This window comes from Mesoflavibacter sp. CH_XMU1422-2 (assembly GCF_037029245.1).
GTDB lineage: Bacteria > Bacteroidota > Bacteroidia > Flavobacteriales > Flavobacteriaceae > Mesoflavibacter > Mesoflavibacter zeaxanthinifaciens.
Map to the genome: position 1 here is coordinate 97,163 of NZ_JAYMEE010000001.1, position 19,970 is coordinate 117,132.

Sequence of the window (19,970 nt, forward strand, 5' to 3'; positions counted from 1 at the left end):
AATAAGCATTTCTATTATGTTTTGCATCAATAATTTGAATGCACAACAAATGTTGACTAAAGAGGAAGCAGTAAAATTAGCTTTAGACAATAATTACGATATAAAAATTGCAAATAACAATGTTCTAGTTGCCGAAAATAACACAAGTGTTTTAAACTCTGGATATTTACCGACAGTAACAGGTACTGCTGGAGCAACTTATAATTTAGACAATACAGAAGCCGAATTTTCTAACGGAAATTCAACCGTTTTAAACGGAGCAGAAAGTAGCAGGTATAATGCAGGTGTAAGTTTAAATTATACCATTTTTGATGGTTTAGGAAGACATTATAATTACAAACGGCTAAAAGAACAGTATCAATTAAGTGAATTGCAGGCAAGAGAAACGATTGAGAATACAATTGTTCAGTTGTTTTCTGTGTATTACAATGTGGCTCAACTATCAGAAAACTTAGAGACTTTAGATGAAACACTTTTGGTAACAAAAGACCGATTAGTAAGAGCAGAATATCAATTTGATTACGGACAAAATACCAAATTAGAAGTACTTAATGCAGAAGTAGATATAAATACCGATAGCATTAATATTATAAATATAAAGCAAGATTTAAAAATTGCAAAACGCGATTTAAAATTGGTTTTAGGGGAAACGTTTACTGAAGATTTTAATGTAGAAACTGAAGTCAATTTTGTACTTCAATTTAAAAAAGACAGTTTATTTGAAAAGGCAAAACAGCGCAATGTAGCTTTGCTTCAAACTGAAAAAAATATAGCAATTAGCCAGTTAGATATTAAATCTGGTAAATCTGCATATTTACCAACTTTAGGCTTAACCGGAAGTTATGGGTGGAACAAAAATAACAACAATGCAGCGTCGTTTGTCGCGGTTTCAACAAATACAGGATTGTCTGGTGGAGTTAATTTAAGTTGGAATTTATTTGATGGAGGAGCTACAATAACACGTGTAAAAAACGCTAAGATTAACTTAGAAACTCAGCAGTTACAAAAAGAAAATATTCTATTATCTATCCAAAGAGATTTTGATAATGCATGGGACGATTATATGAATAAATTGGAGATTTATAACATCCAAGAAAAAAACATTATTACGGCTCAAAATAACTTTGATCGTACACAAGAAAAATTTAAAATTGGTCAAGTTAACTCTATCGAATTCAGACAAGCACAACTTAATTTATTAAACGCAGAATTAAGTAGAAATCAAGCTAAATATGCTGCAAAATTAGCCGAGTTACAATTACTTCAAATTAGTGGTGAATTATTAAATGTTGAATTTTAGTAAACTGCTGTTTAACAGTGTTTTTTGCCGATAAACGTAGAATATTATGTTTAATTTTAAGGGAATATCCGATGAAATGCATCTTTTTTCGAAATGAATGTTAAAATTTAATGCACTTAATCGAAAGAATTTGTCATTCACCATCTTTTAAGTTAGTTTTAATATGAAATTAGAAACCAAATCTATAATTCACCATGAAACACTTAAAATTAACCATCGTTTTCTTTTTAACTGCAATGTTATCTTTTGCAGAAGTTTCAAATTCAGAAAAAGAAGCTTTAGTAGCACTTTATAACAGTACTAACGGAGCTAGTTGGAACACAACTTGGGATTTAGAAGCGCCAATAAATACTTGGCATGGTGTAACTGTTCAAGATTCTAAAGTAGTTGGATTAAATCTTTCTTTCAATAATTTAAAAGGGCAATTACCTACAGAAATAGGAAATTTAATTCACTTAAAATCAATTAATTTAGGTTTCAATAAAATTAACGGAACATTACCAAATACTATATCAAATTTAAAATCTTTAGAAAATTTAGAGTTATTCTTAAATCAATTAGAAGGAAATATTCCATCTTGGATAGGAGATTTAAAGAATTTAGAAGTTGTTGCTCTTTACAGTAACAAGTTTACAGGACAAATACCAGAAACAATTACAAATTTAACACAATTAGAAAGCTTAGAATTAGGTAGTAATTATTTACAAGGCACAATACCTTATAAAATCAATAACTTAAAACAATTAAAAATATTAAGCTTAATAGATAACCAATTAGAAGGAGATATACCTGAAACAATTGCAGAACTATCTAAATTAGAAGAATTAGTATTGTCAAACAACAATTTAACAGGAGTATTACCATTTCAGTTATCGCAATTAAATAATCTATCTTTAGTTATGGTTAGCGACAACAACTTAAATAATGATTACATCACAGTAGTTAATAATAATCCAAAAAAAGTATCTTTATTTTTAGAAGACCAAACGGTTGTTGATAAAGATTAGAATTAAAATAAAGTTTGTAAATTAAAGTCAACCAATTGGTTGACTTTTTTTATATTATAGAACTATGTTAGAACACTTTTTTACATGTCCTTACTGTTGGGAAACAATATCTATGCTACTAGATACTAGTGTTAGTAATCAAACTTATTTAGAAGATTGCGAAGTATGTTGTAATCCAATACAAATAACACCAGTGTTTGAAGAAGCAGAACTAATTAATTTTGAAGCTATTGGTATCGATCAGTAATTTTTTTTTAAAATATCCTTGTTATATGTAAAAAGGGTTGTATATTTGCAGTCCGAAATGTTTTGGTCGGCATTATGAACCGACAAGTTAAAAGCTAAGAAAAGCATTTCAACATACATATCGCGGGATAGAGCAGTAGGTAGCTCGTCGGGCTCATAACCCGAAGGTCACTGGTTCGAGTCCAGTTCCCGCTACTAAATAAGAGTTAACAGTAATGTTAGCTCTTTTTTTATGTAGTAAATCTATATTATTACTGTATTTAATTTTTATACAATTGCCTTTCACTATCAAGAAAAAGGAACACTATTAGGTACACCATTTTCCAAAAAAGGTACACCCTTTTATTTTAACCGAAACATTATGAATCCTAAAAATATAAGAGTGTTGTTTTTACTTAATAGAGCTAAAATCAACAAACAAAATAAATCCTCAATTAGATGTAGAATAACTTATTTGGGAAAGAGAAAGATATTTTCAACAGGTATATTTATAAATCCTAAATATTGGTATAATAAAGAGCAGAAAGCTAAACAACCAAACCCTGAAAATAATTATATAAATATTCAATTAAGCCTTATTAGTCAAAAAATTAATGAGGCTTTTTTGTTTTTACAAGTCAATGTAAATTCATTTGATGTTGAGGATATTTATTTAAAGTATAAGGGTGAGAGTATAAATAAAGAAAAAACTTTAATGGAAGTATTTAAAACCCACAATGAGAACATGTCTATACTCATTGGGAAGGAATATACCAAATCAACCTATTATAAGTTTAAAGAAGCTAAAAATCATCTGTCTAACTTTTTGAAATTTAAATATAAGCGTAATGATATTTTGTTATCTAAGATTACATTAAAGTTTCTGGATGATTTTGATTTCTATTTAAAGTCAGAATTAGGACATAAACAGATTACCATAAATAAGTCTATACAGAGATTACGTAAAATAATAAAGTTAGCTCTAGCTGAAGGGTATCTACAAAAAGACCCTTTTATTCTTTATAAGCCTAAAAGATATAAGGTTGAAGTAGTATATCTCAGTTCTGATGAATTAGAAAAGCTAGAGAAACATGATTTTTCCTATAATTTAAGATTGGAAAGGATTAGAGATTGTTTTGTGTTCTGCTGTTATACAGGCTTAGCATATGCTGAAATGAAAGCATTAAGTGAGGAACATATTATTGAAGGGTTTGATGGAAACAATTGGATTAAAATGTTTAGAAAAAAGACAGGAAGTCCAGTTAATATTCCTCTTTTACCTAAAGCAATTTCAATTCTTGAGAAGTACTATCATGAAGATAGATTACTACCTGTTGTCACCAATCAAAAATTTAATTCCTACTTAAAGGAAATAGGAGTGATTTTAGGCTTTAAAAAGAAATTGACACACCATATTGCCAGAAAAACATTTGCAACTACTGTATTGCTATATAATGATGTGCCAATGGAAATTGTGAGTGAGCTTTTAGGACATTCTAAAATGACAATTACCCAAAGACACTATGGTAAAGTGGTCCAGCAGAAAATTAGTGAAGAAATGTTTCGACTAAAGAAAAAAATCAAAAAAAAGTAATTTTTTACATTGCTAAAAATAGCATATGAACTCTACATTTTGTATATTTGAAACTCATTGCAGTAACAGTAGAACTGTATCTTTAAAGTAGACCAAGAAGCTAATTTCTTCAGCTTCAAATTAAGAGTTTTTCATATTTTTATTTAATTTAAATCATATAATTATGAATGATTTATCATTTGGCTATATAGAGCCAGAAACATGTATTGAAAGACGTTTTGGAGAAAGTTCTACTAATGAATATTTAGCAATTCCTAAAGAGGATATTTATAATCCAGATTTAGTATTTAGTGATAATTTTACAGATGAAAGAGATAAATATCTGGTTCTAAAAATAGCATTTCATGATGACAGTATAAAAAACTTGATTCCTGACCAGTTTTCAAAATGTTTATCTACACCCCAAAAATTAAATTCATCTAACATTTCATATTTAAGAACCTTGGTTCATGATTATGATACCATTTTTGGAACAAGGTATCCTAATTTTAGAAATTATAATCCAAGATTTTTTTCCTGTGAAGAAAGAGTATTGTTTGAAACCTTAATAATAAAATTCAAGCAAGAGGGATTTAAAACCTTTAGGTGGGAGAAATCTAAAATAGGCTATGAATTAGGAATAAAACGAGGTAAGAGGAATACAATAATCAATAGGTTTAAAAACTTAGGAATTATCAAATCTGCTATTTCTAAGTCTTGTAAAGCTGAAAAAGGAAGAAATGCAAATAGTTACTTCTTCAATTTGGACTGTTCAAGAATACTTGAATTAATACCAGAAATTTTTTCAGAATACAACAGAAAGGAAGTGGAACATGACTTATATAAGTATTTAGCACCTGCCTTTAAAAAGGACTAACTTATATTTGGAATGTAAAAATTAACCCAGGAAAATTCATTTTTTCTTGGGTTTTTTGGTTTGTAAAAAACAACAGACACTATAGAAGGTACAAGAATATATTATAATCTTTTTATTAAATTTTCTTTGGGTACTTTCTTTAAGAAGATTTCAAATTTCTTCCACTTCCTTCAAATCAAATCAACAAAATAATAATCAACATTTAAACATCATGCAATTAAGAAAATCAGAAAGAAAACAAGCCAAGATTAAAATGGCTTTGCAAGGACCTGCAGGTTCAGGCAAAAGCTATTCATCAATTTTATTAGCTCAAGGATTGACTAATAATAATCTACAAAATGTAGCAGTTATTGATACTGAGTCAGGAAGCAGTAATTTGTATTCAAATTTAGGAGAATACAATGTGTTAATTTTAGAGCCACCTTATACTCCTGAAAGATATATTGAAGCAATAGATGTATGTCTAAATGCAAATATGCAGACTATAGTGATAGACAGTCTATCTCATTCTTGGGAAGAGCTTTTAGATTACCATAGTAAACTTCCAGGAAATTCATTTACAAATTGGGCGAAAATCACCCCAAGACTTAATACTCTGGTGAATAAAATATTACAGTCAGATGCTCATTTTATTGCCACTATGAGAACCAAACAGGATTATGTGCTTAATCAAAAAAACGGAAAATATGTCCCAGAGAAAATAGGGTTGAAAAGCATAATGAGAGATGGAATAGATTTTGAATTTACCCTTGTGTTTGATATAGATAGCAAAAATTATGCATCATGCAGTAAGGATAGAACTAACCTTTTTTCAGGTAAACCAGAATTTAAAATTAACGCATCTACAGGTAAAAAAATCTTGGAATGGTGTAATTCACCAAACTCTCAGGAAGATGTCTTAAAACGTATTAATGAATGTTTATCTGTTAGTGAGCTTATGACGTTATACAAGGAAAATCCAGAATTTCAGAAAACACTTAATGCTGATTTTATTAAGAAAAAAGAACAATTAGAAAATTTAGTTAAACAACCAAAACACAGTCAAAATGGAACTTATAACAGTAACCCAAAACAATAATATTTCCTCTTTACCTGATAGTACAAAACAATCTTCTCAAGATTCCCACACACTATCAGAAAAGAGGAAATTTAAACAAAACCCATTTATAGAGGCTAACACAAAGGATGTTAGCCTTTCTTGTTTAAAAGAAGAGTGCATTATTCCAGTATTCGCAAAGGATAATGAAAGAACAATAGCACATCAAGAGTTTATAGAAATAACTCAAGACTGTGTTAGTAGCGTTTTTAATAACCAGCAGATTGATAAGCCAGAGATAAGGGTAAGTCACCAGATTAAGGGTAGAATCAGTGATGCTATACATAAGTCAGCCAATGAATTATTAGATACAGAAGTTACCCAATACTTTGAGAGGATGGCTTTTATGGTGAGAATACCCTCAATAACAGAAACTATAAACGGTAATCCTTTATCCTTAATGGTAGGTGGTGTTAGAGCTTACAACCATGAAAACCTTTACAGTAAAAAGACCTATGAAAAGTTTAAGTTCTTCATAGGATTTCAGAATATGGTGTGCTGCAATATGTGTATATCATCTGATGGCTTTGTATCAGAAATGAGAGTAGGTGGGTATGATGAGCTTCAAGCTAAAATAATGGAAACCATACAAGGTTATGAAGCAGAAAGTCATTTAAAAGCAATGAGAGAACTGACACAACAGAGTATTACTGAACATCAATTTGCACAGTTAATTGGCAAAGCAAGATTGTATAATTATCTGCCTAAAGAACAGAGAAAGGAATTACCACAAATGGACTTTGCAGATAGACAAATGAATACTATTGCAAAAGACTATTATGAGGATAAGAGTTTTTGTAAAGATGAAAACGGAAACATTAATTTATGGAATGTTTATAACCTTTTCACATCAGCAAATAAGAGTTCTTATATAGATGCTTTTCTGGATAGAACTGTCAATGCTTTTGATTTTACAAATGGATTGGCACAAACTCTCAATGGGGATTCCAAGTATTTTTGGTTTTTGAATTGAGTTGACAGATACCCAACCTCTAAAACTAGAGGTTGGGTTATTTTAAAATTTGATTCCAAATTTTTTAATTTTTTTTAACGATTCAAAACACTTTACTATAGCTATTTCTTTAACCGAATCATTTTTTAATAGCTTTGTACTAGTGTATTTTATGTTAGAGAGCTCTTTATATTCAAAAACCTTAGTTTGCTCTCCTAATGCAATAATCCTTTTCCAATCTGCAGCTTTTATGAGTTTTAGCCTATCATAAATGAACTTAACTTCAATAGTTTCTTCGTCTTTTAAACTAGAAAGTTTTTTTGAGTTCTCAATAATTTCAGGATTAAACTCTAGTAATTTCAATACTTTACCTCCATGGTATTTGTTTCTTGAATTTAAGTTTTTTCCATTTTTAATATTTTTAACTAAATCAGAAATTTCATAATAATCTAATTCGTCAATTGAATTAATATTTATATATCTTTTGAATCCATCCCAAAATTTAATGCCCAATTTTAAGATATTACTTACCCTATGTAAACTATTTTCATTGTCATTATCATCAACTTCTTTTTCTTTTGCTCTTAAGTTAGCTTCTTCTTGAGTAATTAGATACTCATCCAAAACATTCTTGTTAAGATTATACTTTTCTTCTTTTAGTGTTTTCCAAGACAATTCTTTTTTTGCATACTCAGATATAAGTGTATTTACTGCATTTTTTGTTAAATGGTTATAAACAAATACAAGTAATTCTCTTAGCATTTCAACAAAAGAGTCATTAAGTCTTTGTTCAGTGTAGATTTTCCATAAATCTGTTCTGTTATTAGTTAAGAAGTGATAATATGCTATAGTATAAGCTACAGTAAAAGACTTCAAGTTAGTGTCGCCTATAGCATCTACATTCTTTCTACCAAAGAGTTTGTCTACTGTTTTAAAAATAATGGCATTAGCAATAAATTTTTTGTAGAAATTCTCACCAGGCATTTTGTTTTTTTCTACTAATTCATTGATGCTTTTAGTATAGTCAATAAAATTTTTCTGGGAACCTCTAGAAACCATGTAGGGTTTTTGTGCCCATAGGTTCATGTACTTGGCAATGTCAGATTTTACAAATTTTTGTTTTGTTGGGTTTTGCTCTTTAAACTTCTTTTGCATACTAGGAGTAAGCTTATTAATAGCTTCTCTGTATTGCCCTTTTACTCTTTCAAAATACCATAGAACAGATTGATTCTTATTCTCTGGATTTATAACATATTTCTTTCTGGATAAGCTTTCTATTTTAACAAAATATGGGTTGTTAGATGATAAGTCTAATTCTGTTACTTTGTTTTGACTATTGGCATATCTCGCTATGTTGGGAACTTCTATATTTTTCTTATCAATATCCTTTATAACAGTTAATTTCATTTGAACTGAAATACTGTTTAAATCTGCATCTTTATACTTTTTTTGAGTATGATAAAGTGAGGCAGTAGTTTGACCTCCATTAACAATTTGAAAATCATTTAATTTTGTTACAAAAAGCTGATTATTTATGACTTTAGTTTCAACTTCATTAGCTGTGGCAGTAATCCCATTATTATATGGTAGAAACATTTGAGGCTTTTCTCTAATAGTATCTCTAATACCTTTATTGTATTTGCCAGCTTGTCCAAGAAATGCTCTTACATTGCTCTCTAATAATTCATTAGAAAACTCTTTGTACAAATTAGCTAAAACATAGCCTGGTATAATGGCTAAATAACAATCATATAGCTCATCTATACTTGGAACTTTAAGACATTGTATTCCTTGTTGATTGTCATTTAAAAAATCAGAAAAATTAATTTCTATTGGTTCTCTTGTGCTATTAGTTTCATTAATTCTAAAAAACCTATTTATATCCCAAACATGAAGGTTTATACTTAAACTTTCATCTATACCCTTTAGTTTGATTTTGTTCTCAGGTTGTTTAGAATTACCATTCATTAATAGATAAATATTAACTCTATCAAAAAGCTGATTTTGTTTTCCTATAATTTTCAAAAGCTCTATAAGTTCATCATTAGATGAATCTATATAGTCTATATGCCTTTTTATAGCTCCATTTAAAAACCTCTTTATTTGGTTTAGGGTTTTAGTAAACTCTGTAGAAAGAATATTATATTCATAATCATCAGCATTAAAATAGGTTATAAATAGCTCTAAAGTTTCAAAATAACTCTTATTGCTGTCATCTTTATACGAGTCCTTTAAACAATAGCCATTAATTTTCCAATCTATCCCTCCTTTAGAATTAGGATGAATGAATGACAAAACTCTTGCACCATCAGTTTTTCCTATAGATTCAAGCACTTCAATACAGTATTCGGTAAATTTATCTTCAAAACTAGAGCCTTCACCATCTGAATACACTAGTGCTGCAACTTCAGACTTTACTTCATCTATGTAATTTCTTAAAGCTCTATTCATTTTTTAGTTCATTAATTATTATGTCAAAATCAACTCTATAGTCTTCAATAGCTGAATTTTCAATATAATAGGAGGTATTGTAAATTCCTTGAGGTAAGTTCTCATTAGTCAGTTTTGGAAAAGAATCATTGACTTGATATAAAGACCTTGTTTTTACTCCATATTGAATATCATAGTTATCTCTATCTTCTTCAAAATAATTAGCAGATTGCAATTTTTCATTGAAGTATTTTAGAGTAGCAGAGTTATTAGAAATTTTATCTCGAATATTATCTACAACAGAATTAAGTGAAATACCATTTTCCTTTAATGTTTCAGATGCATAATTATTTAGAAAGAGATTTTTAACATTTGAAGTGTCTAATTGTCTTTCACTAGTGATCTTAATTCTAGGTAATTTGGATGTAGTGAACTTAACTTCAAAGCAAGTAGCTCCAAGCGTAAAATCTTTATCTTCATAATCAGGACCTGTCCAGCAGTTTAAAAGATAATCTGGGTTTATATTACTATCAATTAACTCGTTTAGAAATAAAAGTTCACCTAAGAGCCCTTTTTGTTGTTCTATTGTTAATCCTTGAGTATTTAGTTTGTCAAATAACTTTTTCCACTTTTGGATAATATTTGATGTAATTGTGATAGCTTCATTTTCTGTTGGAACATTTGTTATTTCCTCAATTATATTTTCTACAAATAGACTAAAAATATCTTTAAGTTCATTGTCTATTAAATATATATTTAATTCTTTACTGTTATCAAGTTCAAATACATCAATTCTTACCCCCTTGAAACTTGAGTTCTTAAATTCGGGAATAACCGTGTTTAAGGAGACTTCCATTAAAAATAAATGATTCCCTGTTATATGATTTGTAGCTGCAAAGCAATTAAACTGAGGTAGTATATCAATCCTAGTTTTTATTATTAATTCATCTTTTGAAGGCTTTTGTAACTCCCAAATTGATTTTAAATCTAACATAATTATTCGCTTTTAGAATTTTCCTCTTCAGGCATAACTTCTTCATCAAAATCATCAAAAATTGTTGCAGTATAAGATGTTTTTGTTTCGTTCTTTATCTCAGGAAAATATATACTGTATCCAATTACAGGGATATTGTTATTCAAATTACTTGTCCCTCTCTCATCTAAAGCATAAATGAGCAATAATCCTTTATTTTCTATTTTTCTTTGTTTTCGAATCTTTATGTTAGACTTAAACTCTTGAACGTCTAAATCAGCTTGTCTATCCTTAATGTCATCAATTTGATTTTTCGTAATTCTATATTTTAAATTTGGCTCAGTCTGATTTCTTACACTACAAGTCATTTGAATATTATGTCCATTTGAATTGATGTTATAGTACATTGGCTCTTGATTTTCATCTTTAGGATATTTTACATTTACTTTTTTATCTGTATTTGACACTATACATATAGTCCATTCTTTAATATTGTTTTTCAAGTTTTGAGATAATATATAGTCTGAAATTACTGAGTTTTTGATTGTTGGAATATCTATTCTAAAGTCATTGATAAAGTCTGTTAGATATTGAACATCAACCTTCTTGAACATTAAATATTTAAGATCTCCTCTTGTTGTCAATTTTTCAATAGGGTGTTCTAGTTTCGATATTAAAGATTTAAATATATTAAAGTTATTATTGATTGACTCAAAATCTTTATTTAATGTGTAAGTTTGGAGGTTAGTTCCAGAAAATGAAATTTTTATGTTAGTAGACCAATATAATTTTGAAGCACTAGTTACAGCCAAAAGACCATGATGGTTTCTAACTTTCAATTTAAAATCTTTAGGTTTTAGGTTTTGAGAACTCATAATATCAAAATCGTTTCTCATTTCTTCAGTAGCCATAGTAATATGGTTAAACCAATCAAAAATTCTATTATTAGTAAAAAGCCTACACAAGTCTACATAACCGGGTCTGTATCCAAACCATCTTCCCATTTGCATAAGAGAGTCATACATCTTAGTAGTTCTTAGATAGTAACTTACAGATAGACCTTCAAGAGTAATACCTCTTGATAATTTACCACCACCAATGGCAATTACAGATAAACCGTTTTCATGTCTGTCATAATCTATATTAGAAATATTATGGTAATCTAATTTTGATAAGGAAGCAGTCCCATGGACAGCTCTTACATCAAACTTTTTAATTGCTGTTCTAATTTCTTTCCTTACCTCCTCCCAAGTATGAGTTTTAATTCGATTGTCTTTATATCTTAGATTTTCTAAAACACTTTCAGTAGTTGGCTTAAAATCAGACTCAAAGATATTTCTCATCTCCTCAATAAACTCAGTATCATTAGCCTCAATATTATTGGTGAACTCCTTTATCAATTCATTTACAAGCATAGCAACTCTATCTATCCATTTAACATATAAAGCAACATGAATAAGCATGGAGTTATGCTTTTTTTCGTGTCCTCTAAGCCTTCTGATTGCACAAGTAAGAATAAAGGATTTGATTGCATACTTTAGACTATTTGGAAGATATTCAGGTAAATTATCTTTGTTATGCTTATTAATTTTTTCAAAAAGAGGAGGATTATATTCTTCGCTATAAATTGGTCTGAAAATGTCTAATGGCTCTGTGCTTTCTTCAGAATTAGGGTCTTCTAGTCCAAACAAAGTAGAAGCTCCTATATAATTTTTAGCTGCTTTTATATTTACAATAAAATGCTTTGGAAATAAATCATCTCCAATAAAATATTCTTTGCCTTTAACATAAGTAGTTAAGTCTTCATTGTATTCTTGAGAGATGAATAAGTTGGCATAAGGAGTAGCTGTGTAGCCTATAAAAGTATTTTGGTCAAATAAGTTAAGTAATACTCTTATTAGTTTATTTATTGTCTTAACTTCATTTATATCTTTAGTAGTATTAACTGACGCATAATCTGACTCATCATCAATTATTAATGCAGGTATATTCATCAATTTTTTACGACCTTCAACTGTCTTAATATCTTCATTGTGTGACAACCAATCAATTAAGTTTTCGAGGATAGTCTTATTTTTCTTAATGACAAATACAACAGGATTTTTACCTATGGGAATGTTAGAATTATGCAATTGTTTGGTGCTAAAATCACCTTCATCCCCTTTATGATAATACGAAGATGTTAAAGGATATATATCTGTCTTTACCTTATATTTCCCAACACCTTTAATTCTGTTTTCTCCTTTATTTCTTAGGTATAAGGAGCTGTTTCTCCCTATATAACCAGAGTCAATCCTATCTTGAGTTTGTCTTCTAAGAGAGCTTATTGTTCCTGCAATAACAATGATTAATTTGTAACCTGCATCAGTTGCTTTATTAATTAAACCAACATAATTTGAGGTTTTACCAGACTGAACATGTCCAACAACCATTCCTCTTCTATCCCAAGAACCTTTCTGTTTAGGGTTAACGCATTTATCTAGAATTTTATCGGTAAAGTCATCTAATGATGGTATTGGAAAAGACTTGTCTTTTTCTTTTAAATATAATTTATACCTATTCCATAGTTCAAAATCGATATTTGCTTTTTCATTATTAAGCCAAGGTTCAATGTCATCTGTCATTGATGTAATTGAGCCTTGACCAATACTTAAATCAGACATTAAAACCTCGAATAAATCTTCTTTATTAATTTGCTGACCAGGTATTATATCTATTGCAGACACTTTTTCTATAATTGAAAGGATTTTTTCCTCTGTTATTTCGCCATTTTTTTTCTCATGGTCTAATAAAGAATGAGCTATCATTCTAGCAGTTTCGTTTATGTTACTCATATTAAATAGTCGTTTATTAGTGGAAAAAGGTTGAATGGTACTGAGTTCATTATCTGTTGTTTTGCTAATGACTTAGGCACACCATTTTCTATGTTTATTTTGAACAAATCAATAGCCAATTGGATTAAAGCATCATCTGGAGTTTCAGATATTTTTTCCAGCTCATGATGAGATGGGTCTTCATTTTGATTGTATAGAATGAGTTCGATAGGAATATTACTTTCTATTAATTTAAGTGTTTTAGAAAAAATCTTATTTGAATCTTCAATTTCTAAAGCTTGAGCAATAATTGGATGTTTTCTATTTATCTGGTACTTTTTAATTCCATCTCTATTGGTAGTGTCCTTCCATAGCTTTTCTAAACTACTTTCATTAATTGTTTGAGAAATAGATTTCTGCCCTCTCCAATTATAAATCTTAGCTGACTTTTTAATCGCAATTTTTGCTATTCTAGATAGCTCTCTACGTATTTTAATAGGTGGTGTTGCTGTAGATTTTTTTATATCTAAATTCCAGTCAAAATCTCCTGTGTTAGGGAAATTTACAGCAATTCTAGCTAATTTGGAATAATCTCTTTTCTTTTCAAGTCCTAACCAATCTCCAGAAACTAAAAGTCTGTCTCCTCTATAGATGTAAAAACCTTGTTGATTAAACCAGCCTAAAGGTCCTCCAGATTTTTCATATTCATCATGTGAAATTCGCGACATGTGAGGTAGGATGTAATAAGTTACTTCAACATTATTACTTAATCTTTCTGGTTGTCCCATTTCTGGCTTGGTAGTAAGATTATAAAGAAACGGATTCCAAGCTTCAATAGAATAAGAGTTAGAGCTTAAGACTAGTCTAGAGTTTTCAATAAACCTATGAAAAACAAGTCCAAGATGTTCTTTGACAATAGACATTTCTTGATAGAAAGCATTTTTTACACTTTCATTATTTTTCTGTGCATTTCCAACAATTCTGTCTAGGTTCTCCCATAATACTAATGTTCCAGAGTCAAATTTATCTAGAAGTTCTGTAAAGGCTGAATCCGAAATGTAATCTAAAAGTACCCATTCTTCAATCTGATTGATGTAGTCAATATCCCAACATCTCTTTATTGTTTTATAACCTTTCTTCTTTGTTATTACAGTGAGTCTTTTGCATTGAGAGAATGAAGCTGTTTTTAGTCCCATACCAAATCTACCTAAATCATTTTCGTTTCTAATTTCTTCAGGATCTTTACTTCCAGGAGTCATTGCTTCAATAAGTTCTTCCAAGTTCATCCCATTTCCATTATCAATAATTGATATATAGGACTTTTCTCCTTCCCATTTATAGTTTATTTCTACTAAGCTGGCGTTGGCAGAAATACTGTTGTCTACAATATCAGCTATAGCTGTAGATAAATTATAGCCAAAACTTCGATAAGAGTTTATTGTTGATTTTGGATTAGGTCTTGCATTCTCAGCTCTATATTTATCCATGTTAGAACATTTCCTTGATTTTGTTAGCAATACCTTCAGCCATTAAAGGAGGCACTGCATTACCAATTTGCTTAAAAGCAGCAGTCCTACTACCTTCAAAAAAGAAGTCATCTGGAAATGATTGAAGTCTAGCTGCTTCTCTTAGTGATATAGACCTATTTTGCTTTATATCAGGATGAATGTAATAATGTCCATCCATGGCAATATGTGCAACTACAGTATTTGATATACCATTTGGGTTCACAACTTGAAACCTATTTGTGAATGAAGTAGTATTCTTATGTTTAATTAGTCTTTTAGGTAAATCAGCATAGTTTAATCTTTTACCTTTTTTGATAAGTAAGTTGACTGCTATTCTATAAATCTCTAAGTCTGTTTCATTGTGGGGTCTAGCAATATGCTGAGTAGTAAAATCAATTCCATTTCTGATACCTGTTTCTTGTAAGTAATCAGTTATTGGTTTTGCATATTTAACAACACCTAATGAACCTTCTCCTTGTTTTAGTTTAGGTAAATCGGAAAACAAACTTTCACCAAGATTATATTTAATTTGTTTTTCTTCAAAATCAGGATACTTTAATTTACAACCTTTTTTCCAGCCTATCATTATAACTCTTTTTCTGTCTTGTAAGACATTAAAGTTTTTTGAGTTAAGATGTTTTGTTGAAGGGATTTCTATTTTATAACCAGCTCTATCAATTGCACTGAAAATCTTTTTTAGAAAAGTACCATTACTAGCAGATAGGATACCTGGAACATTTTCAAACACAAACATTTTAGGCTGATACTTTTTTAAAAAGCCAACATAATGCTTGTAAAGATGATTTCTAGGGTCATCTACCATTCCCTTAGGGTCTCTAGCTCTTCCTACAATGGAATAAGCTTGACAAGGTGGTCCTCCAATAATTAAATCAACATTCTTGTCTCCTAGAGAAGAATCTATTTGTTGGAATATTGGTTTTAGAGTTTTTCTCGAAATTTCGGTATTGATAACTGAGTCAATCAAATTTTGAGGTACTGAATTCCAAAACTCTTCTCTAGTTATTTCCTTTTTTAAATATTTATGGTATATATCTATGTTATTATTATTATTCAGGTAGTGGTAGGCAGTTCTTGTTTTTAGAGTATCACAAGCATCTTTATTCATTTCTACATGTGCTATTGGATTGAATCCAGCTTTGATAAAGCCTTCTGATAAACCACCTGCTCCTGAAAATAAATCAATAAAATTAATCATTCTGTATGTGCTATATTTTGAAACAAGATTAAAAATTTAACTATTCAAACCAATTTTTAATGCGATTTTTTTTTATTTTTTTTAAATAAATATAATTCAAACACGCATCACCTTCTAAATACCCTCACCTATACTTGAGCAAAGGGGAATCCCCACCCCTTTGTATATAAAACAAAATTTTTTAGTCGTCAAGAAAAAATGAACAAGGTGATAGCTGTTCCTTTTCTGATAGTTTAAGATGTTGTTTTACTAAAAGAAATGTTCAACTCAAAAATTTTAAAATCATGGTACGAATTGTTAACTATCAACAAAGAGAATCTGATGAAGGCAATGTATTCTTTGCTTTAATCATTCAAGGTGGTGTAGAATTAGTGCAAAGTAGAGAAACTAATAACTTCTACGCTACTGCAAGAAAAGCATCCATTTCATCAACATTTGATGAAGAAACCTGTAAGGCACTATTAGGAAGTGAAATTCCTGGTGAAATAGCCAAAATTGAATGTGACCCTTATGATTACACAATCAAGGAAACAGGTGAGATTATTCAATTATCTCATAGGTATCAATATGTTCCTGAAACACCATCAGGAAGAAATGATATGAGTGAGTCCACAATAGACGATTTTGTTCCTAGTGAAACTGCAAGTGAGGAACATCATCCATTACTATCTAGTTAAAATCACATGCCCAAGACTAATGGTTTTGGGCATTTATTTTTTTTGAATTATGTATACAATACAGGAAATAAAAGTCTCTTACACTTCAGGTAATAGAGATAAAGTAAAGATTACTAACAGTAAGGATAGTTATGAACTGTTTTTGTCTTGTTGGTCTCAGAAAACCATTGAGTTACAAGAGGAATTTAAGGTATTACTATTAAATAGAAACCACCAAGTCTTAGGAATCTATCCTTTATCCAAAGGCGGCGTATCTGGGACAATAGTGGATGCTAAATTAGTTTTTAGTGTTGCTTTAAAGTGTAACGCTTCAAGTATAATAATAGCGCATAATCATCCATCAGGGAATTTAAAACCTAGTGAAGCTGATATACGGTTGACACAAAAACTTAAAGAAGCAGGAAGCTATTTGGATGTCAAAGTCCTTGACCATATTATACTATCAAGGGAAGGATATTATAGTTTTGTAGATGAATCACAAATATGAATGAAGTTACAAACCACTCTTTAAGGCTATAAATATGACAATTTAGAATTGTTCAGATATATATTAATAGCCATTTTTTAATTTCATCAGGGAGAATTTAGATTGATGAATTTGAACAGTATTAAGTTTGCTCTTATAACAATTTAAATTTTTAAAAAATGGAATATTTAGTTTTAAGAGAAATTCATTTAGGTTACTTAATTGAAGCAGTTAATAAGCACATAGAAAAAGGCTGGAAACCACTGGGAGGAGTTAATGCATGTAGAGATAAATGGGGAGCAGGAAATAATGAAATAGCTTATTTACAAGCATTAATTAAATAGTTTTTATATTTTTATAATCTAAGTTTACTCATGTGATAAACAAGATTAGGAAAAAAATAAATTCTTTACCTAAAAAAAGAACAAGTGTGTTATTAAATAGCACACTTGTTTATTTATTAGGGGATGGTAATAAAGAAAACGCTATTAATAAGCTACAGGCTCTAAAGGATGAAACTAATTCAGAAGAAGAGTTTATTGAGGCTTTTAAAAAAGAGGTTAATTATGACTTTTTTAATGCTTTGTTTTCAGAACTAAACTTTAATAATATTTCTGGTCTTATTAGAAGTTTTAGAAGCATAAAAGAAAAAGTTCCTGAACTTAAAAAATTAATAACCAATCAAGAAGGAGTTGATGCAATTTTAAATGATAAAGAAGGTCTAAAATCTATTATTGTTAAAACAATCTTTATAAAGAAAAATGAAGAAATTACAGATGATGAGTTGATGATGTCTTTATTTAAACAGTTTTCAATTTCTAAAGAGGATATTGCTCATGAATTTGGTACTACAAAGAAAACACTCAATAAATGGTTGAATGAAACAGGGCTTTTTGATAAAGAATTTACAAAAGCTATTTCAAGAAATCAAGGTGTCTATTTCAATGAGTATTTAAAAATTTTTGAAACTTTGTTTTTAGCTAAAGAAGAAGGTAAGTTAGATATTGAAAATAATATAGATACTTATGTAAATAGGTTAAACCAACCTTTATCTTATTTTAAAGAAGATATTGCTGTTTTATGTGATTCTGATAAGAAAACTTTAAAAGATGTAACATCTATTAAAAAGGTGGCTTATTATAGTTTTATAGATAAGTTCCCTTATAGCCTATCTAGAGAGTTAATTGAAAAAATGGACTCTCAAATAGAATACTAGTTAAATTCTAATAATTCTGAAAGACTAACCTCAAGTTTATCAGCAATTTTACTTAATGTATAAATTGTTGGGTTAGTATTACCAGCTTCAATACGACTAAAGTTAGACTTTTCTATGTTACATGCTGCTGCAATATCTTGTTGCTGAATCTTCTTTTCTTCTCTCAACTCTTTAATCCGTTTACCAACAGCTAATTGTAACTTTCTTTTGTCTGTCATTTCTTTTAATAGGTTGACAAACAAAGTTGTTGTTTATGATAACTTAATGGTTATCATATATGATAAATAACTATTTTTGAATTTAAAACGTTTAATTAATTATGAATTTAAAGCGAATTACAGCATATGATGCTGTTGAAAAAGCTGAGTTTAAACTTGATAATAAGTTTAATGAGCAAATTGCTATTGACTTAGAAGAGGCAGTTAATAAGCCTTTTGAAATAATCAATTATGAACAAGACAAAGTGAAAACCAATAAAAAGAAGTTCCACTTTGAAAACAGAGATTTCAATTATCAGTTTAAAAAAATACTTAATAATCTTAAAGGCTTTTTACCCTATTTAATAGGAATCATAATTTTGTTTTGGCTGATAGATTTTCTTCAAAAGAATAACTACATAAGTAACGAGTTAGGTTTATTAATAACTGTTCCAATTATACTAGTCTTTGTTTATAAGTTGTTTGGTAGCTTAGTGTTTATTATTTCTTATCCAAAAGCTCTAATAATTAGTAATGGTTATATCTATGAGCTAAGTGGACTTAAAAGAAAAAGTCATACTTTCTTTTTTGATGAAATAGTCTTGAGTAATACAAAGCAGAAAAACTACATCTACTTTAAAAAGAAAGATAGTTTTAATGAGAAGTCATTAGTATTTTATTCAGATATTGAGGATAAGACTTTAGAGAACTTTTTTAGAGAATATGTTAAGGTTGCACATAATATTACTTTCCATGAGCGACTTAAATAAAGATACTCTAAAGATAGGTTTATTCTTAGTAGTTCTATATGTAGCTTACAATTTAACTTCAATAGATAACCTTATTGTAAAAATCATAGCTTATACTGTGATAGTTATAGGTGTTTGCATTGCTATTTTTGTAATTACAGGTGATTCAAATTCTGATAAATAAAAATTTAATACTGTTGAAACTAAATTGAAATCTATTAAAGAATTAATATCTCTTTCTACTGATAGTATTATTTCATTAGATAAAATTGAATTTTGGTTACTCAAATACCAAGACAAGTACAATTATTTGAAATCACTTAGAGAAGGTGAATTGCCACCTTTATCCAATTATGCAAGAGCAGAAGATAAGTTTGTAGATTTATTTGAACAGTTAGAAGAGGTATCAAGATACCATAAGTTTGAATCTTATTGTAAAGAACAATTAGAGATTTACACTTCAATTAATAATGATACTGTAAAAGTAGGGAAGTGGCTAGGTACTAATGAAGAGTTTTACTATGGACAGTTAGTGCATCTTTCAATTGGATATTTGGACTATCAAGAGAAAGGTAATCATTTAAAGGTGTTTTCTCACTTAAATAAAAAGTTAGAACTCTTTGTAGATAAAAAGGATTTTAGAAATACAATTAAGTTTCTGAATTTATACGAATCACTTCAATTTAAATAGGGCA

The 19,970-nt window shown here is 29.2% G+C and carries 20 protein-coding genes and 1 tRNA gene; 15 read left to right on the forward strand and 6 right to left on the reverse strand.

What is annotated here, in order from left to right:
• Positions 1 to 49 precede the first annotated feature (49 nt).
• From WA340_RS00450 to WA340_RS00485, 8 genes are all read left to right on the forward strand, one after another.
• Positions 50 to 1,300 carry a TolC family protein gene (locus WA340_RS00450; RefSeq protein WP_336126829.1) on the forward strand — a complete coding sequence of 417 codons (1,251 nt, stop codon included), beginning with the start codon at positions 50 to 52 and terminating at the stop codon, positions 1,298 to 1,300.
• A gap of 194 nt (positions 1,301 to 1,494) precedes the next feature.
• Positions 1,495 to 2,307, forward strand: a complete 813-nt coding sequence (locus tag WA340_RS00455; protein ID WP_336126830.1) for a leucine-rich repeat domain-containing protein — start codon at positions 1,495 to 1,497, stop codon at positions 2,305 to 2,307.
• Between the two features lie 64 nt (positions 2,308 to 2,371).
• Positions 2,372 to 2,554 (forward strand): CPXCG motif-containing cysteine-rich protein, encoded by a 183-nt coding sequence (locus tag WA340_RS00460; protein WP_336126831.1) that lies wholly within the window; start codon positions 2,372 to 2,374, stop codon positions 2,552 to 2,554.
• 121 nt (positions 2,555 to 2,675) lie between these two features.
• Positions 2,676 to 2,748, forward strand: a tRNA-Met gene (locus WA340_RS00465).
• Positions 2,749 to 2,914: 166 nt separating this feature from the next.
• Positions 2,915 to 4,126: a site-specific integrase gene (locus tag WA340_RS00470; protein ID WP_336126832.1), complete on the forward strand. Its 1,212-nt coding sequence runs from the start codon at positions 2,915 to 2,917 to the stop codon at positions 4,124 to 4,126.
• 163 nt (positions 4,127 to 4,289) lie between these two features.
• On the forward strand, positions 4,290 to 4,982 hold the full coding sequence (locus tag WA340_RS00475) for a hypothetical protein (protein WP_336126833.1): 693 nt from the start codon (positions 4,290 to 4,292) through the stop codon (positions 4,980 to 4,982).
• A 253-nt stretch (positions 4,983 to 5,235) separates the two neighbouring features.
• Positions 5,236 to 6,060 (forward strand): AAA family ATPase, encoded by an 825-nt coding sequence (locus WA340_RS00480; RefSeq protein ID WP_336126834.1) that lies wholly within the window; start codon positions 5,236 to 5,238, stop codon positions 6,058 to 6,060.
• Positions 6,029 to 7,051: a DUF3871 family protein gene (locus WA340_RS00485; protein WP_336126835.1), complete on the forward strand. Its 1,023-nt coding sequence runs from the start codon at positions 6,029 to 6,031 to the stop codon at positions 7,049 to 7,051. Before WA340_RS00480 ends, WA340_RS00485 begins: the two co-directional genes overlap by 32 nt.
• Positions 7,052 to 7,093: 42 nt before the next feature.
• Here the strand turns inward: WA340_RS00485 and WA340_RS00490 are convergent, their stop codons facing one another.
• Genes WA340_RS00490 through WA340_RS00510 form a run of 5 tightly spaced genes read right to left on the reverse strand, consistent with a single transcriptional unit; the run spans position 7,094 to position 15,970 of the window.
• Positions 7,094 to 9,481 (reverse strand): AIPR family protein, encoded by a 2,388-nt coding sequence (locus WA340_RS00490; protein WP_336126836.1) that lies wholly within the window; start codon positions 9,479 to 9,481, stop codon positions 7,094 to 7,096.
• On the reverse strand, positions 9,474 to 10,454 hold the full coding sequence (locus WA340_RS00495; RefSeq protein WP_336126837.1) for a PD-(D/E)XK motif protein: 981 nt from the start codon (positions 10,452 to 10,454) through the stop codon (positions 9,474 to 9,476). The genes WA340_RS00490 and WA340_RS00495 overlap by 8 nt, the downstream gene beginning before the upstream one ends.
• 2 nt (positions 10,455 to 10,456) lie before the next feature.
• Positions 10,457 to 13,267, reverse strand: coding sequence for a Z1 domain-containing protein (locus WA340_RS00500; protein WP_336126838.1), 2,811 nt, complete (start codon positions 13,265 to 13,267; stop codon positions 10,457 to 10,459).
• The gene (locus WA340_RS00505; protein ID WP_336126839.1) at positions 13,264 to 14,733 is read right to left on the reverse strand and encodes an ATP-binding protein; all 1,470 of its coding nucleotides are present in this window, start codon (positions 14,731 to 14,733) and stop codon (positions 13,264 to 13,266) included. Before WA340_RS00505 ends, WA340_RS00500 begins: the two co-directional genes overlap by 4 nt.
• A 1-nt stretch (position 14,734) precedes the next feature.
• Positions 14,735 to 15,970, reverse strand: coding sequence for a DNA cytosine methyltransferase (locus WA340_RS00510; RefSeq protein WP_336126840.1), 1,236 nt, complete (start codon positions 15,968 to 15,970; stop codon positions 14,735 to 14,737).
• A gap of 284 nt (positions 15,971 to 16,254) precedes the next feature.
• On the opposite strand from WA340_RS00510, the gene WA340_RS00515 reads away from it, so the two are divergent.
• The 4 genes from WA340_RS00515 to WA340_RS00530 all read left to right on the forward strand — a co-directional run bounded on the left by WA340_RS00515 (position 16,255) and on the right by WA340_RS00530 (position 18,329).
• Positions 16,255 to 16,647, forward strand: a complete 393-nt coding sequence (locus tag WA340_RS00515) for a hypothetical protein (protein WP_336126841.1) — start codon at positions 16,255 to 16,257, stop codon at positions 16,645 to 16,647.
• A 49-nt stretch (positions 16,648 to 16,696) separates the two neighbouring features.
• A complete protein-coding gene (locus tag WA340_RS00520; protein ID WP_336126842.1) occupies positions 16,697 to 17,134 on the forward strand; it encodes a JAB domain-containing protein in 438 nt (145 codons plus the stop codon).
• Between the two features lie 158 nt (positions 17,135 to 17,292).
• Entirely contained in the window at positions 17,293 to 17,457 is a 165-nt protein-coding gene (locus WA340_RS00525) for a hypothetical protein (protein WP_336126843.1), read from the forward strand.
• Positions 17,458 to 17,489: 32 nt separating this feature from the next.
• The gene (locus WA340_RS00530) at positions 17,490 to 18,329 is read left to right on the forward strand and encodes a hypothetical protein (protein ID WP_336126844.1); all 840 of its coding nucleotides are present in this window, start codon (positions 17,490 to 17,492) and stop codon (positions 18,327 to 18,329) included.
• On the opposite strand, the gene WA340_RS00535 is transcribed toward WA340_RS00530, so the two are convergent.
• Positions 18,326 to 18,547, reverse strand: a complete 222-nt coding sequence (locus WA340_RS00535; RefSeq protein WP_336126845.1) for a helix-turn-helix domain-containing protein — start codon at positions 18,545 to 18,547, stop codon at positions 18,326 to 18,328. The genes WA340_RS00530 and WA340_RS00535 overlap by 4 nt on opposite strands.
• 101 nt (positions 18,548 to 18,648) lie before the next feature.
• On the opposite strand from WA340_RS00535, the gene WA340_RS00540 reads away from it, so the two are divergent.
• The 3 genes from WA340_RS00540 to WA340_RS00550 are packed head-to-tail and all read left to right on the forward strand — an operon-like array spanning position 18,649 to position 19,966.
• On the forward strand, positions 18,649 to 19,296 hold the full coding sequence (locus WA340_RS00540; RefSeq protein WP_336126846.1) for a hypothetical protein: 648 nt from the start codon (positions 18,649 to 18,651) through the stop codon (positions 19,294 to 19,296).
• Entirely contained in the window at positions 19,280 to 19,459 is a 180-nt protein-coding gene (locus WA340_RS00545) for a hypothetical protein (RefSeq protein ID WP_336126847.1), read from the forward strand. Before WA340_RS00540 ends, WA340_RS00545 begins: the two co-directional genes overlap by 17 nt.
• Positions 19,460 to 19,483: 24 nt before the next feature.
• Positions 19,484 to 19,966, forward strand: a complete 483-nt coding sequence (locus tag WA340_RS00550; RefSeq protein WP_336126848.1) for a hypothetical protein — start codon at positions 19,484 to 19,486, stop codon at positions 19,964 to 19,966.
• The last annotated feature ends 4 nt before the right edge of the window (positions 19,967 to 19,970 follow it).

What these genes read in the sequence shown, in the direction of transcription:
- WA340_RS00450 (WP_336126829.1), top strand. Translation starts at nt 50, where the DNA reads ATGTTGACTAAAGAGGAAGCAGTAAAATTAGCTTTAGACAATAATTAC.
- WA340_RS00455 (WP_336126830.1), top strand. Translation starts at nt 1,495, where the DNA reads ATGAAACACTTAAAATTAACCATCGTTTTCTTTTTAACTGCAATGTTA.
- WA340_RS00460 (WP_336126831.1), top strand. Translation starts at nt 2,372, where the DNA reads ATGTTAGAACACTTTTTTACATGTCCTTACTGTTGGGAAACAATATCT.
- WA340_RS00470 (WP_336126832.1), top strand. Translation starts at nt 2,915, where the DNA reads ATGAATCCTAAAAATATAAGAGTGTTGTTTTTACTTAATAGAGCTAAA.
- WA340_RS00475 (WP_336126833.1), top strand. Translation starts at nt 4,290, where the DNA reads ATGAATGATTTATCATTTGGCTATATAGAGCCAGAAACATGTATTGAA.
- WA340_RS00480 (WP_336126834.1), top strand. Translation starts at nt 5,236, where the DNA reads ATGGCTTTGCAAGGACCTGCAGGTTCAGGCAAAAGCTATTCATCAATT.
- WA340_RS00485 (WP_336126835.1), top strand. Translation starts at nt 6,029, where the DNA reads ATGGAACTTATAACAGTAACCCAAAACAATAATATTTCCTCTTTACCT.
- WA340_RS00490 (WP_336126836.1), bottom strand. Translation starts at nt 9,481, where the DNA reads ATGAATAGAGCTTTAAGAAATTACATAGATGAAGTAAAGTCTGAAGTT.
- WA340_RS00495 (WP_336126837.1), bottom strand. Translation starts at nt 10,454, where the DNA reads ATGTTAGATTTAAAATCAATTTGGGAGTTACAAAAGCCTTCAAAAGAT.
- WA340_RS00500 (WP_336126838.1), bottom strand. Translation starts at nt 13,267, where the DNA reads ATGAGTAACATAAACGAAACTGCTAGAATGATAGCTCATTCTTTATTA.
- WA340_RS00505 (WP_336126839.1), bottom strand. Translation starts at nt 14,733, where the DNA reads ATGGATAAATATAGAGCTGAGAATGCAAGACCTAATCCAAAATCAACA.
- WA340_RS00510 (WP_336126840.1), bottom strand. Translation starts at nt 15,970, where the DNA reads ATGATTAATTTTATTGATTTATTTTCAGGAGCAGGTGGTTTATCAGAA.
- WA340_RS00515 (WP_336126841.1), top strand. Translation starts at nt 16,255, where the DNA reads ATGGTACGAATTGTTAACTATCAACAAAGAGAATCTGATGAAGGCAAT.
- WA340_RS00520 (WP_336126842.1), top strand. Translation starts at nt 16,697, where the DNA reads ATGTATACAATACAGGAAATAAAAGTCTCTTACACTTCAGGTAATAGA.
- WA340_RS00525 (WP_336126843.1), top strand. Translation starts at nt 17,293, where the DNA reads ATGGAATATTTAGTTTTAAGAGAAATTCATTTAGGTTACTTAATTGAA.
- WA340_RS00535 (WP_336126845.1), bottom strand. Translation starts at nt 18,547, where the DNA reads ATGACAGACAAAAGAAAGTTACAATTAGCTGTTGGTAAACGGATTAAA.
- WA340_RS00540 (WP_336126846.1), top strand. Translation starts at nt 18,649, where the DNA reads ATGAATTTAAAGCGAATTACAGCATATGATGCTGTTGAAAAAGCTGAG.
- WA340_RS00545 (WP_336126847.1), top strand. Translation starts at nt 19,280, where the DNA reads ATGAGCGACTTAAATAAAGATACTCTAAAGATAGGTTTATTCTTAGTA.